This is a genomic window from Streptomyces sp. NPDC058872 (genome assembly GCF_042743065.1).
GTDB lineage: Bacteria > Actinomycetota > Actinomycetes > Streptomycetales > Streptomycetaceae > Streptomyces.
Map to the genome: position 1 here is coordinate 19,865 of NZ_JBHYMK010000040.1, position 14,383 is coordinate 34,247.

At 71.6% G+C, this 14,383-nt stretch carries 10 protein-coding genes; 8 read left to right on the top strand and 2 right to left on the bottom strand.

The annotated features are described in order from the left end of the window. Positions 1-226 precede the first annotated feature (226 nt). Entirely contained in the window at positions 227-586 is a 360-nt protein-coding gene (locus tag ACFW22_RS23875) for a hypothetical protein (protein WP_386408103.1), read from the bottom strand. A 316-nt stretch (positions 587-902) separates the two neighbouring features. Next, complete coding sequence (locus tag ACFW22_RS23880) at positions 903-1,268, bottom strand: YybH family protein (protein WP_386408104.1); 366 nt, start codon at positions 1,266-1,268, stop codon at positions 903-905. Between the two features lie 102 nt (positions 1,269-1,370). Here ACFW22_RS23880 and ACFW22_RS23885 point away from each other — a divergent pair, with 102 nt between their 5' ends. From ACFW22_RS23885 to ACFW22_RS23920, 8 genes are all read left to right on the top strand, one after another. Further along, complete coding sequence (locus ACFW22_RS23885) at positions 1,371-2,306, top strand: LysR family transcriptional regulator (protein ID WP_386408105.1); 936 nt, start codon at positions 1,371-1,373, stop codon at positions 2,304-2,306. A gap of 1,013 nt (positions 2,307-3,319) precedes the next feature. Then, complete coding sequence (locus ACFW22_RS23890) at positions 3,320-3,910, top strand: cysteine hydrolase (protein WP_386408107.1); 591 nt, start codon at positions 3,320-3,322, stop codon at positions 3,908-3,910. 60 nt (positions 3,911-3,970) lie between these two features. Then, entirely contained in the window at positions 3,971-4,996 is a 1,026-nt protein-coding gene (gene hypE, locus ACFW22_RS23895; RefSeq protein ID WP_386408109.1) for a hydrogenase expression/formation protein HypE, read from the top strand. A gap of 3 nt (positions 4,997-4,999) precedes the next feature. Next, positions 5,000-7,441 (top strand): carbamoyltransferase HypF, encoded by a 2,442-nt coding sequence (gene hypF, locus ACFW22_RS23900; protein ID WP_386408111.1) that lies wholly within the window; start codon positions 5,000-5,002, stop codon positions 7,439-7,441. Continuing rightward, positions 7,438-8,727, top strand: a complete 1,290-nt coding sequence (locus ACFW22_RS23905; RefSeq protein WP_386408113.1) for an acetyl-CoA carboxylase biotin carboxylase subunit family protein — start codon at positions 7,438-7,440, stop codon at positions 8,725-8,727. Before hypF ends, ACFW22_RS23905 begins: the two co-directional genes overlap by 4 nt. Positions 8,728-8,759: 32 nt before the next feature. Further along, a complete protein-coding gene (locus tag ACFW22_RS23910; protein WP_386408115.1) occupies positions 8,760-11,390 on the top strand; it encodes an ATP-grasp domain-containing protein in 2,631 nt (876 codons plus the stop codon). After that, positions 11,387-12,664 carry an MFS transporter gene (locus ACFW22_RS23915; RefSeq protein ID WP_386408117.1) on the top strand — a complete coding sequence of 426 codons (1,278 nt, stop codon included), beginning with the start codon at positions 11,387-11,389 and terminating at the stop codon, positions 12,662-12,664. The genes ACFW22_RS23910 and ACFW22_RS23915 overlap by 4 nt, the downstream gene beginning before the upstream one ends. A 188-nt stretch (positions 12,665-12,852) precedes the next feature. Next, positions 12,853-14,376 (top strand): pyridoxal phosphate-dependent decarboxylase family protein, encoded by a 1,524-nt coding sequence (locus ACFW22_RS23920; RefSeq protein WP_386408119.1) that lies wholly within the window; start codon positions 12,853-12,855, stop codon positions 14,374-14,376. Positions 14,377-14,383 lie beyond the last annotated feature (7 nt).

Here is a 14,383-nt window from a genome sequence, read left to right on the forward strand (position 1 = left end):
CGGGAGGGCGAGCGTGTCCGCCCCGGGGCCACGGCGCCGCGTCGCGAAGGTCGGGCGCGGTGTGGCCGGCGGCCCGGGTGCCGGTGAAGAGGACCACCCTGCGGACTCCAGCGCGCTTCGCCGCCTCGGCGAACGACGGAAGTGGCGTCGAGCACCGGGAAGGGAAGGGGGCATTCGGTTGACGGGTCCGTACGCGTACGTCCTGGCCTGATCCGATCAGCTCCCGTCATGCGTGACGCCCTGTCCTCCCGGTTGTACCGGTCACCGGAATGGTCATGCGGAAAAGCATGGTGAATTCTCTGTGCTCGAAGAGGGTCGGCGAATTCCACGTTCGTTCCGGAACGTCGCGGGCGGTGGCCACGTCCAAGTGAGGAATCGCGTCATGTGAACGGCGAAGGAGGGAACCGACGGTCTTGGGGGAGGGGCCCGCGGCAGCGGTGATCACCCGGTCCGACCACGTCGGGTGCGGGCGGATGATGCGCAGCGCGGCGACGTTGCGGTCGGGTCGGGGCGGGTCGACGGAAGTCCGTGGAGGACGCTTCGCCGCCACCAGGAACGATTCATGCACGTCGTCGTCGAAGTGCACCGCGCCGGTGTGCGTCAGCCCGTTGAGCCGGTCGGCCCGTCGGCGGTGGACGTCGTCGAGGACCCGCAGGGTGGCGCGGTGCACGGTGGTGGGCGGCAGCGAAGAGCCGATCCGTGACGCGGCCAGGGCGGAAGGAGCAGGGCTTCGCGTGTGCACCACCGCGGTGCGCCCCCCGTACCGCCCCGGTCCTGTGGTGCACCGCATCCGGCGTGAGCGGTGCATCAACTAACCATTCTGGAAAGAGAGCTGTGCTCCGGCGACGGTGGCCGGAAGGTGCCGGGAGCCGAGGGCGACACCCGGCCGTAGCCGTCGCGGCTCAGTGTGTGGGCGGGCGGAACTCGGGCTGGTCGAGGATGCGCAGCCAACTGCCGTCCGGCTGCCGCCGGACCACCTGCGCGCGGGCGCCCGAGCCGTCCTTCGGCGGCGTGGAGGTGAGCGCGATGTCACCGCGGACGAGCGTGGGAAGCGGCTCCTCCTGCTCGAACTTCGGTGCGTGGGCCAGCACCTTCTCCCACAGCTGGCGAATGGCTTCCCGACCGACCGTGGTGCTGCCCGGTGGGTAGGCCATCACCGCGTCCTCCTCGTACAGCGCGGCGAGGCCGTCGGCGTCGCCGGCGTTGGCGCGCTCGACGAAGAGGCGGGTGAGGTCCTCCGGTTCCATGGCCTTCTCGTTCTCGGGCACGACGATCCTTTCCTGTGGGGCGAGTTCCGGCTCGGCCATTTTCCAGCGGTCTCTCCAGCCGAGTCCAATCAATCGTCATGATGGCGGCTATAATGAGAGGTTATGGAGTTCAGGCAGTTGAAGTACTTCCTTGCCGTTGCCAAAGAAGCCAACTTCACCCGCGCCGCCGAACGGATGCACATCAGTCAACCCGGAATCAGCGCGCAGATCCGACAGCTGGAAAAAGATCTCGGGGCCACTCTCATCGACCGGTCCGGCCGCAGTGCCGCGCTGACCGCCGTCGGCGAGGTCACGCTCGACCACGCGCGGTCCGTGCTGGCCGCGGTGGAGTCGCTGCGCCACGCGGTGGACGAGGTGAACGGCCTCGTCCGCGGCAGGCTCGTCGTCGGCATGGTCACCGCCTGCACCGTCACCCCGCTGTTCGATGCGCTGGCCGGTTTCCACCTCGCCCACCCGGGCGTCGAGATCAGCCTGGTGGAGGACGACTCCAGCAGACTCGTCGAGCAGGTGCGGGCGGGGTCCCTCGACCTGGCGCTCATCGGTGCGGCGGGCCAACCACCCGAGGACCTGGACGGGTGGCAGGTCATCAGCGAGCGGATCGTCGCGGCCGTGCCGCCCGGCCATCCGCTGGCCGAACGGGACCGGATCACGCTCGCCGAACTCAGCACGTACCCCATCATCTGCCTGCCGCGGGGGACCGGCATCCGCGCGGTTCTGGACCAGGCGTGCGCCGCGCTCGGCCTCGACCCGACCGTCGCCCTCCAGGCGAGCGCGCCGGGCACGGTGCTCACCCTCGCCGAACGCGGGCTCGGGGTGGCGGTGCTCTCCGAGTCCATGGTGGCGTCGTACGAGGGACTGCGGACGGTCGCCCTCGGCGACGCCGACATCCCCGCCGTCCTCGCCCTGATCTCCGCGCCCACCAAGAGCCCGGCGCTGCGGGAGCTGCTCGTCCGCTGCCGCCAGGCCTTCACGGGTCCGCAGCCCGACGGTCTCGTACCGGTGGACGGGGCCGAGACCGGGCAGGCGACGGCCGGCTGAGGAGAAGAGACGGTCGTGCGAAGGCGTCGTCGTGGCCTGCTGCACGGTCGAGCGGCTGATGGCCGAGCCGGGCTTGGAGGGCGTCGTCCGCGGCCGGCCCCGTCGGCACCCCGGCCGCCGGACCTGGTCGATCACGGCTTCACGGCTTCACGGCCTGATCAGCTGCGGGTGGCGGACAGGACGTCTGTGGCGTTCGTGCTGGACGCGTACGTGCGGATGATCGGCGGCTGACAGGTCGCGAACCACATGCGGACCGAGCTCCCGCTGGATGCACCGGATCGTGTTTCGGCAACGCCGCAGCACCGACGGCCTGTTCAGGGCCTTGGGAGCGGACACCGACATCTGTGAGAGCGAGGTCTCCCGGCTCTGCGCCGGTCCGAGAACGCGGACGGCGCTCTCGAACGCGCCGCGGCCGCGGAGTGGGCGACGGCGCTCTCGGAACTGGTGTCATTTTGAGACAGGCCTTCCTGCGGATGTGCGGCCCGTCCCTGTAGCGACGACAGCTCGCGCCGGAGACGCGAACGCGCCACCGGAGTGTCCTTGAAGTGCAAAACAGCGGCGGGCTCCCGCCAGCCGATCGAGATCATCACGCGCTGAGGTCCGCAGGTCAAGACCCTTGTGGATGCCGGCCGTGGTTTCCCCGCCTCCCTCCGCACGGACGACCGCCAGGGACGCGGCGGAGCGGGGTTTCCGCTCCTGTGCGCGCGCGGAGGGGGACCTTCCGGTCCTGGCTAACTTCACGACTGTGGCTGGTTATTGACGGGCTTGTGGAAGATATGCAAAGGTCAGCCCCGCTTGGGGATCTCCGACACTCCGCCCCGGGCCGCATGTGACCGACCATCGTTTGCGCCGGGAAGGCCAGCCCCTCTCAACCAGCAGTGTCCGTGACCGCTTGACCGGCGTGTCACTTCTTCCACGACCAGCAGCATTCGCCGATTGCTCCGGCCTGCCGTCCCGTACCCACGGACGGCCGGGTCGCGCTCAGTCGCGCTCCGAACCACGCGAGGAACCCCATGGGCAAGATCGCCGTACTCACCAACGACCTGCAGGCCGACGTCGTCCACAAGACGCCCGAGCGGACCGCCGCCATGGCCGAGGCTCAGCCCCGTTTCGTCCGTTTCCTGGAGGAGATGCGCCGTCGCGGGCACGGCATCTACCACCTTCAGCTGGTGAACCTGCCCGACGACCCCAACGTGGAGCGGGACTTCGACGGAACCCTGCCGCTGCAGCGGGGCAGCGAGGGCGCGGCCATCCTGAAGGACTTCCTCGACCCCTCCGACACGGTCGTCGAGAAGAACAAGGACAGCGGCTTCTACGAGACGGAGCTGCACGACCTGCTGCAGAAGAACGGCGTGGACACCGTCCTCGTCACCGGCCTGCAGACGCAGATCTGCGTCCAGACCACCGCGGCCGACGCGTTCTTCCGCGGGTACAACATCTGGGTCCCCTCCGACTGCGTGGTCTCCGGTGACCCCGAGGCCCGTGACCGCTCGCTGGAATGGCTCAGCGGTTACTGCGCGACGGTCGCCGACTCCGACGAGATCCTCGCCACCCTCGACCGCGAGGGCGAGCTGGCCCGCAAGGTCGTCAAGATCCTCCCCTGACCCCTCCCTTCCACCGCGCGGTTCAGCGCCTCCACCCCCTACGCCCCCGAAGGGAAACCCGTGACTACCCCGGCAACCGACCTCGGTGAAGTCGTTCTCGACCACGGCAGCGGCACCCAGCTCAGCCATGAGCTGCTCGCACTGATCGTGGAGACCCTCGGCGATGTCTACATCGGCGAGATGGAGGACAGCGCGATGCTGCCCGTCACCACCGGGCAGATAGCCATGACCACCGACTCGTTCGTCGTCGACCCGCCCTTCTTCGGCAACGGGGACATCGGCAAGATCGCGGTCTGCGGGACGGTCAACGACCTGTCCGTGGTGGGTGCCAAGCCGCTCTACCTCACCCTGGGCATGATCCTGGAGACGGGCCTGCCCATCGCCCGACTGGTGCAGGTCCTCACCTCGATCCGGGAAACCGCGCGTGAGGCCGGCGTGCAGATCGTGTGCGGCGACACCAAGGTGGTGCGCAAGGGCGAGGCGGACCAGATCTACCTCAACACCGCCGGCGTGGGAGTGTTCGAGCGGACGCCGCTGAGGATGCGCAACGTCCGGCCGGGCGACCGCGTGATCCTCAGCGGTCCGATCGGCAACCACACCGTGCACCTGCTCTCGATCCGCGAGGGCCTCGGATTCGAGCAGCGCGTCCTCAGTGACTGCGCCCCGGTCAACGGCATGCTCGACGAGCTCTTCGCCGCCGTCGACGAGGGTGACGTGCGTTCCGTGCGCGACGTCACCCGAGGCGGTCTCGCGGCCGTCCTGCACGAGTACGCGGAGGCGGTCGACCGGACCATCCGCATCGATCAGGAGGCCCTCCCGATCCAGTTCGAGACCCTCATGGCCACGGACATGCTGGGCATCAACCCGATCCACTCCGCCAACGAGGGATGCGTCTGCCTGTTCGTCGACCCGTCCGCCGAGCAGAAGGTCCTGGACGCGCTGCGCGCCCACAAGTACGGCGCGGACGCGGTCTCCATCGGTGAGGTCACCGAGCAGTCGGGAGCGCTCGTCCTCATGCGGGACGCCGACGGCCGCGACTCCGTGGTCGAGGAGCTGCTGGGCGCTGAACTCCCCAGGCTCTGCTGACCGATGACGACCACCGAACAGGATGTCCACGGCCCGCGACGGAGTGAGCCCGTCGCGGGCGAGAGCGGGGCTTCCCGTACTCCCGGCGCAACGCCGGTGCGCCGCCTCGCCCGCGTCACCGGAGTGGTGCAGGGCGTCGGGTACCGCCCCTTCGTCTACAAGGCGGCACACGCCCACGGCCTGACGGGATGGGTCCTCAACGACCCGGAGGGCGTGCTCACCGAGGTGACCGGCCCGCCGGAGGCCGTGGCGGCGTTCCTCGCGGAGCTCACCGACCAGGCCCCGCCGCAGGCGCGGGTCACCGGTGTCCACGTACGGGAACTGCCCCTGGAGGCAGACCTGCCGGCCGAGTTCGTCATCCGGACCAGTGTGCACACCGGCAGCAAGGACACCATCGTCCCCGCGGACGGCCACGTGTGCGCCGACTGCCTCGCCGAACTCCGCGATCCGAACGACCGACGCTATCGCTACCCCTTCATCAACTGCACCAACTGCGGACCGCGTTACTCCATCGTGAAGGCGCTGCCCTACGACCGCGCGCAGACCACCATGGCGGACTTCACCATGTGTCCGCCGTGCGCGCAGGAGTACGGCGATCCGCTCGACCGCCGCTACCACGCGCAGCCCAACGCCTGCGCGGACTGCGGTCCCCGACTCCTGCTGGCCGACGCCGAGGGAGACCTCCGGTACGGCGAGGAGGCGCTGTCACGGGCCGTCACGGCCCTGCGGCAGGGGCGGATCGTCGCGGTCAAGAGCGTCGGCGGTTTCCACCTGGCGGTCGACGCCCGCGACGAGGAGGCGGTGCACCGCCTGCGGGCCGGCAAGCGTCGGGACTCCAAGCCCTTCGCCGTCATGGCCCGTGACCTGGACACCGCGTCCGGATTCGCCGAGATCGGTCCGGCCGAGGCGGAGCTCCTCGCCTCGTCCTCGCGCCCCATCGTGCTCGTGCGCAAGAAGCCGGGCGGGTTGCCGGAGGCGATCGCCCCCCGCAACCCGAACATCGGGGTGATGTTGCCCTCTGCGCCCCAGCACCATCTGCTGCTGGCGGACGAGGGTCTGGACGCGCTGGTGATGACCAGTGGCAACATCTCGGGGTACCCGATCGCGCACCGCAACGAGGAGGCGCTGGAGCACCTCTTCGGCATCGCCGATCTGATCCTGTACAACGACCGGGACATCGAGATCCGGGTCGACGACTCGCTCGTCCGGTGCTCCGACCACCCCGAACTGGACGCGCCCCTGGTCAGCTTCCTGCGCAGGGCCCGCGGCTATGCCCCCTACCCCGTGGAGGTCGGCGTCGAGCTGGCTCCGACGGTCGCGTTCGGGGCCGAGCTGAAGACGACCGTGGCGCTGTCCCAAGGCACCCGGGTCTATCTGAGCCAGCACATCGGCGACCTGAAGAACGACGAGACGTGGGAGTCGCACCAGCAGACCGCCCGCCACCTCGCCGGCCTTCACGCGCTGACGCCGCGGGACGCGGCCGTCGACCTGCATCCGCAGTTCCGGGCCACACGGCTGGCGCTGGAGGAGGAGGGCGCCGCGTACCGCCGGGTCGTCCAGGTGCAGCACCACCACGCGCACATGGCCTCCTGCATGGCGGAGAACCGGTTGACCGGCGTTGCCCTGGGGGTGGTCTTCGACGGGGCGGGCTACGGCCCGGACGGCACCACGTGGGGCGGCGAGTTCCTGCTCGGCGGCTACCGCGAGGCTCGCCGGGTCGCCCACCTGCGCACCGTTCCCCTGCTGGGAGGCGACCGCGCCGTCAAGGAGCCGGTGAGGACCGGGTTCGCGCTGGCCCTGGACGCCCTCGGTGATCCGCGGGCGGCGGTGGAGGCCTTCCCCGTGCTGGCCCGGTGGGACGAGCAGCAACTGCACGTCTTCGCCACCATGGCCCGGCGCGGCGTCAACGCCCCGCTGGCCTCCAGCATGGGCCGGCTGTTCGACGGCGTCGCCGCGCTGCTGGACGTCACCACCCACGCCGAGTACGAGGCCCAGGGGCCGATCGAGTGGGAGGGACTGCTCGGCAGGGACCTCTCCATGGCGGCCCCGCAGACGCGCTACCGGTTCGGGATCCAGGACGGCGCGGCGGCCGTCGAGATCGACCCCCGGCCGGTGGTGCGGGCCCTGGCCGCGGACCTCGCCGCGGGCGTCGACCGTGCGGAGATCAGCCGACGGTTCCACTCGGGGGTCGTCGACATGGTCGTCGAGCGCTGCCGGGCCGTGCGGGACGCCGAGGGTCCGCAGGCCCCCGCCCAGGTGGTGCTCTCCGGAGGGGTCTTCCTCAACGAGTTCCTGCTCGTGAACTGCCTGGTGGAGCTGCGACGCGCCGGCTTCCGCGCGTACTGCCAGCAGCAGGTGCCCACCAACGACGGGGGCATCGCGCTGGGCCAGATCATGGTGGCCCACGCGCGCCTCGCGACGTCGGACGAGGAGACGCCGGCATGAGCACGAGCGCGGGCACGGACCGGGAGCACGTGGTGGTGCTGCACCGGTGGCGGGACCGCCACGCCCGGTACGACGCCTATCTCGACCACCGAGAGCTGCGGGTCAGCTACGTCACCACCGAGCTGGGCCTGTCCTCGGTTCCCGAGGACGCCGCGGCGGTACGGATCGTCGCGGCCACCGACGACCGGACCGAGACGGCGGCTGCGGTCGCCGACCTCGTCGCGCGGTTCGGTCCGGCGAGCCGCCTGGTGGCGCTGAACGAGGGCGACCTCGACACCGCCGCCGAGCTGCGGGTGGCCTTCGGTCTGCCGGGCCAGACGCCCGAAGAGCTGAATCGTTTCCGCGACAAACTCGCCATGGTCCGCCTGGCCGACTCCGCAGGGGTGCGGGTGCCCGCGTACGCCTCCGCCGACACGGTCGAGGACGTCCGGGCCTTCGCCGGACGGCACGGCTGGCCGGTCGTGCTCAAGCCCCGGCGCGGCACCGCCAGCAGGGGGGTCGTGCTGCTGCGCGACACGGACGAACTCGACGCCCACGAGGCGATGTTCCGGCCCGGCCGGCACGAGCCGCGCATCGTGCAGTGCTTCGTCCCCGATGCCATCCTGCACATCGACGGGCTCTGGACCGGCGACGCCCTCGGCCCCTTCCGCGTCTCGCGGTACGTGAACAACTGCGAGTCCTTCACCAAGGGCAGCTTCCTGGGTTCGGTCGAGGTCGACGAACCGGAAGTCCTGACGGCGCTGGGCGGTTTCACCGCCGCCGTGGCCGAGGCCCTCGGCGACGGCCGGCCCTGGGTGTTCCACCTGGAGGCGTTCCTGGGCAGGGCCGAGGACGGGACGCCCCGCCCGGTGTTCCTGGAAGCCGGCGCCCGGGTCGGGGGCGGGGAGATCCCCTTCGTGTGGCGGGAGGTCCACGGCCTCGACCTGATGGCCGCGGCCGCCGACATCCAGCTCGGACGCCCGCCGGTCGTGACGGCGGTGGCCACCGCGCCCACGGACGGGCGGCACGCCGACGAGCGGCACACCACCGCCGGCTGGTTGCTGCTGCCCTTGCCCGTCCCGCCCCCCTGCGAAGTCACCGCGGTGAGCTGGTCCGCCCCGGCCGCGCCCGACGGGCCCTATGCACGGGCGGTCCCCGGACCGGGACAGGTGGTCCCCGCGGCGGGCGGCTACGAGCACGTGGCGGCACGCTTCCGCTTCCGCGGGACCTCCAGCCGGGCGGTCGAGGCGGCCCTTCGCAAGACCGCCGAATCGTTCGCCGTGACCTGCCGGCCCCTGCCTCGCTGACCTCCTTCGACGACAGAAAGTGTGAACACCGGATGCAAGAGCGCCGCCCCCGACTCGTCGTCGTGGGAAGCCGACTGAGGGCCTATCGCGAGTACGCGATGGCCTCCCTCGCCCGGGAGTACGAGATCTCCCTGGTGACCTCCCAGGAACTGACCTGGGAGAAGCCCTACGTATCGGCCTACCGGATCGCCGACACCACCCGCGCCGAGCCCCTGCGCGCGGCGGTCGAGGAGCTCCACGCGGAGGCCGCCGAGGCCGACTCCGAGCAGGCGCCGGCCGGTCTGTTCACCTGGGACGAGCTCTCCCTGATCGCCACCGCCCGGGTCGCCGAGGAGCTCGGCCTGCCGCACCTCTCGGCGGCGGCGGCGGAGGCCTGCCGGGACAAGTACACCACCCGGTCGCTGCTCGACCGGGCCGGTCTGCCCGGGGTGCGCCACCGACTGGTGCACAGCGCCGAGCAGGCAGCCGCCGGCGCGGCCGAGATCGGCTACCCGGTCGTGCTGAAGCCGCGGTCCCTGGCCGGCAGCATGGGGGTCACCCTGGTCCGCACCCCGTCGGAACTCGCCGACGCCTACGCCCAGGTGGCCGGCACGACGTTCCCCGGCATCCGCACCGAGCACGGCGTGCTCGTCGAGGAGTACCTCACGGGGCCCGAGATCAGCGTGGACAGCTGCGTGATCGACGGCGAGGCGGAGCCGGTCTTCGTCGCCCGCAAGCGCCTCGGCCACGACCCCGCCTTCGAGGAGGTCGGCCATCTGGTCGGCCCCTGGCGCCACGAGCCCTGGGCCGAGGAGGCCGAAGCCCTCGTCAGGAACGCCCACCGCGCCCTGGGCATCGACCGGGGCATCACCCACACCGAGATCCGTCTGACCCCCTCCGGCTGCCGGCTGATCGAGCTCAACGGTCGGCTCGGCGGCGACCTCATCCCGTACCTGGGCACGCTCGCCCGGGGCATCGACCTCACCCTGGCCGGCGCCGCCCTCGCATCCGGCCGCGTGCCGGACCTCGCGCCCCGCCACGACCGGTACGCCGAAGTGCGCTTCCTCTACCCGCCGCACGACGGCGTCCTGGAGGGACTGGACCTCGGGCAGGCCGCCGAGGTCCCCGGCGTGACGGACGTGGTGCCGCTGGCCGCACCGGGCGACGAGCTGCTCCTGCCGCCGCGGGCGCTCACCCCGCGGACCGCCGCCGTGATCGCGGCCGGCGAGGACGAGCGGGCCTGCACCACGGCGCTCGACCGGGCGGAGGCCGAGATCCGGCCGGTCCTCGGCGGCTCCCCGCTCGACGGACTCGGCGCACTCATGGAGAACCCGGTCACCCGGCGCTACCTGTCCGCCGAGCGGCAGCCGGCGGACATGGTCGTCCCCCAGCTGCGCAACGACTGGAACGGCTACGGAGCGGGCGGCGGCAAGGCGCTGAACCGGCCGGTCTTCCTCGACTCCTCGGACCGGCTCCGCCTCGAGGCCGATCTCAACGGTCTGTTCACCCTGCTGACGACCATCCCGGACCGGCTCTTCGACGGCGACCGCCGGGCCTTCGCCCGCGCCGTCGGCATGACGGACACCCAGGTCGACCTGGTGATGCGCGGCGCGGGCCGGCGGATGCCCGCCATGTCCCGGGCCGACATGTACCGCGAGCCCGGCGGCTTCAAGCTGATGGAGCTGAACACCGGCAGCTCCCTGGGCGGCTGGCAGATGGGCGAGTTCTCCCGGCCTGCCGATCGCAACCGGGCCTTCCAGGACTTCGCCCGCGCCGAGCGGCTGACCCACCCGGACCCCATCGGGCGGATCGCCGACGTTCTGCGCGCCGAGGCCGCGGACGCCGGCTTCGCCCTGCCCGCCCGACCGGTCCTCGCCCTCACCGAATGGCCCGACGGCTACGCCTACACCAAGCCGTGGCTGGACTTCGTCGTCCCCGACTGGCTGCGGCACGGTTTCGACGCCGTGGTGTGCAGCCTGGGCGAGTTCGAGTACCGCGACGGCGTTCCGCACGTGCACGGGCGCAAGGTCGACGTGGTGTACCGGATCTTCCTGCCCGGTGAGATGGCCGACGAGCAGCGCAGCCGCGACCTGGTCGACCCGCTCCTCGACGCCGTGCACGACGGGCACACGTTCCTCTTCGCCGGCCTGGACTGCGAGCTGTACGGCAACAAGGGCAGCCTCGCCATGCTCAGTGACGAGCGCAACCGCGGTGCCTTCACCAGCGAGGAACTCGACCTGGTGGAACGGATCCTGCCCTGGACGCGCTTCCTGCGCGACGAGAAGGTGCACCGCGAGGGCGGCACCGTCGACCTGATCCCCTACGTCCTGGAGCACAAGGACGGCCTGGCGCTCAAGCCCACCCTGCTGTACGGCGGCGTCGGAGTGATCCCGGGCTGGAGCGTCAGCCAGGAGGAGTGGGAGGGGCACGTCCGGGGCGCGGTCGGCGGGCCCTTCGTCGTCCAGGAGCGCGTCCTGCCCGTCGCCGAGCGCTTCGTCGCCGAGGACGGAACCGGTTTCGAACGCATGGTCGTCGCCTACGGCGTCCTCATGGTCGGCGGTGCCTACTCCGGCATGCTGGTGCGCGGCACCCCCGACCCCCGGGTCGGCATCGTCAGCATGTCCAACGGAGCCCAGATCGGCTGCTGCTACCACGTCACCGACGAGGCGGAGGGCGAGGCGTGACCGCCCCGCGTCCCGGTGGACTGTGGCGGGACGCCGACTTCCTGAAGCTCTGGGGCGGGGAGTCGGTGTCGCTGATGGGCGCACAGATCACCCAGCTCGCACTGCCGCTGGCCGCGGTCTACCAGTTCCAGGCGTCGTCGACGCAACTGGGCCTGCTCAACGCCGCGGGGTTCGCCCCCTTCCTCGGCGCGACCCTGTTCATCGGGGTGTGGGTCGACCGCAGGCGCCGCAGGCCCCTGATGATCTGGAGCAACATCGGCCGCGGCCTGCTGGTGGGCAGCGTGCCGCTCTGCGCCTACCTGGGGCTGCTGAGGCTCGAGTACCTGTACGTGACGGCGCTGCTCGTCGGCGTGCTCACCGTGCTCTTCGACGTCTCCTACCAGTCGTACCTGCCCTCGCTCATCCGGCGGGAGCACCTCGTGGAGGGCAACAGCAAGCTCCAGGCCAGCAACTCCCTCGCCCAGATCGGTGGACCCGGCTTCGCCGGACTGCTCGTCGGTTGGCTGACCGCACCGGTCGCCCTGCTCGCCAATGCCTTCTCGTACGCCGTCTCCGTGGTGAGCCTGCTCGCCATCCGGAGGCCGGAACCCCCTCCGGAGGTCCCCGAGGAGAAGCCCTCCACGGCACGGAGCATCGCCGAGGGGCTGCGCATGGTCCTGCGCAACGGCTCCATCCGGGCCATCGCGCTGGAAGCGGGCACGTACAACTTCTGCTGGATGGCGCTGCAGACCGTCTTCGTGCTGTACGCGGCGCGGGAACTGGGCATGGGCCCTTCCACCATCGGCCTCGTCCTGGGCGTGGGCGCCATCGGCTCGCTGACCGGCGCCGTCGCCGCGACCTGGCTGAAGAACCGGCTCGGCCTCGGTCGCGCCGTGGTCGCCGAGTTGGTGCTGTGTTGCGCGGCACCGCTGCTCATCCCGTTGGCCCCCGGCACCGGCCCGCTGTCGTACGCCCTGTACGTCACGGCCTTCGCCTGCTGCGGCATCGGTTCCACCATGTCGACCATCCACGTCGTCAGCCTGCGCCAGGCGATCACGCCGGACCGCCTCCTGGGCCGGGTGAACGCGGGCTGCCGGTTCATCGCCTGGGGGCCGCTCCCGCTCGGTGCGCTGGCCGGCGGACTGCTCGGCGACGCCGTCGGCCTGCGCACCACCCTGTGGGTGACGGCCGCCGGCTTCCTCACGGCACTGCTGTGGGTGGTGTTCTCGCCCGTGCCCCAGCTCAGGGACTTCCCCTCCCAGCCGGAAGCCGATCCCGTTGCCGAGGCGGTCTGAACACCACCCCACGCCGCCCCCTCCCTCCCTTCCCGTCCCGCCGTCCCGGTCCGGTCCGGTCCCGTCCGGTCCGGTCCGGTCACCGGTCGCCCCCCGGCCCGCGCCGAGCCCGTCCACGGCACCCGGCCACCGTCGTACGCCGTCCTCGATCCGAGTGCGGCACACCGCCATCGCAGAGGAGATCCCTCGTGTCCACGTCCGCACCCGGACCCCGGTTCCGCACCGCAGGAACCGCCGCCGGCCTGGAAAGCGTCCGGGCCCTGATGAACTCGGCCATCGACCTGCTCCAGGAGGTGTCGGCGCAGCGCACCGGCCCCGTGGCTGCCGGCGGACCGGCGAGGGTCGAAGCGGCGGCACGCGAAGCGCTCGGCGGCCCCCTGCTGCCGGCGGACGGAGCGGGGTCCGAGGCGGCCCTGTCCGAGCTGATACGCCCGTACGCGCAGTGGTCGGCCGACCTCACCCACCCGGCAGCCCTCGCCCGCATGCAGCCGCCCCCGATCGACTCCGCCGCCGTCGCCGAACTGGTCGCCGCCGTGCTCAACCAGTCCCTGCACGCCTGGGAGAGCGGCCCCTTCGCCCTGGAGCTCGACCGCTGGGTCATCGCCCGGCTCGCCGAACTGGCGGGGTACGACCCCGACGAGGCGGGCGGCACCCTCACCCCCGGTGGCAGCGTGTCCAACCTCATGGCCATGACCATGGCCCGGGACACGGTCCTCGCGGAGAAGACCGGTGACTACCCGTTCCTCGGGGGGATGCGTGCACTGGACGGGCAGCCCGTCGTGCTCTGCCCGGCCGGCGTCCACTTCTCCATCGAGCGTGCGGTGCGCATCCTCGGCATCGGCGAGGAGAACATCATCACCGTGCCGGTGGACAAGACCGGCCGGATGATCCCCGAAGAGGCGGACCGGATCCTCACCGAGCTCCCCGGGGACCGGATCGCCGTCGCCATGGTCGCCGTGGCCGGCTCCACCGACCTCGGCATCGTCGACCCGCTGCCGGAACTGGCGGCCGTCGCCCGCCGCCACGGCGTCTGGCTGCACGCCGACGCCGCCTACGGCGCCGGCGCCCTGTTCTCGCCCCGCCTGCGCGGCCTCCTCGACGGCCTGGCCGAGGCCGACTCGATCACCGTGGACCTGCACAAGTTCGGTTGGTCCCCGGCCTCCTCGGCCGTGCTGCTGGTCCGCCGGGCCGAGACCCTGATCTCCTTCGGGCTCCAGCCCACCACCTGCCTCAGCGCGGACGACGACACCTGCGCCGGCTACATCGGTCTGCAGGGCAGTTCCCTGCAGACCACCCGCCGCTCCGACGCCCTGAAGATCGCGGTCACCATGCGCACCCTCGGCGCCACCACCATGGCCGCCATGGTGGACGGCTGCCACGAGCTCGCGCTGCACGCGGCGGCCCGGATCGGCCGCGAGCCGCGACTGGAGCTCTACGCCGAGCCACCGCTCACCGCGGTCCTCTTCCGCTACGTCCCGCCGCAGGGCGGCGACGCGGAGGCCGACGCCTTCAACGGGCGCCTGCGCCGCAGGCTGATGGAGGAGGGCCGGTCCCTCCTCGCCCGCACCCACATCACCGGTGAGGACGGGGTCAGCAGGGTCTGGCTGAAGCTCATGCTGCTCAACCCGGAGACCACTCCCGAGCAGCTCGACCACGTCCTGGACGACCTGCTCGCCGCCGCCGAGGAGCAGGAGGCCGGGCAGCACGCGTGACGCGGTG

Excerpts from the sequence above, each read along its gene's own strand:
- ACFW22_RS23890 (WP_386408107.1), top strand. The coding sequence starts at position 3,320 with ATGGGCAAGATCGCCGTACTCACCAACGACCTGCAGGCCGACGTCGTC.
- ACFW22_RS23885 (WP_386408105.1), top strand. The coding sequence starts at position 1,371 with ATGGAGTTCAGGCAGTTGAAGTACTTCCTTGCCGTTGCCAAAGAAGCC.
- hypF (WP_386408111.1), top strand. The coding sequence starts at position 5,000 with ATGACGACCACCGAACAGGATGTCCACGGCCCGCGACGGAGTGAGCCC.
- ACFW22_RS23910 (WP_386408115.1), top strand. The coding sequence starts at position 8,760 with ATGCAAGAGCGCCGCCCCCGACTCGTCGTCGTGGGAAGCCGACTGAGG.
- ACFW22_RS23905 (WP_386408113.1), top strand. The coding sequence starts at position 7,438 with ATGAGCACGAGCGCGGGCACGGACCGGGAGCACGTGGTGGTGCTGCAC.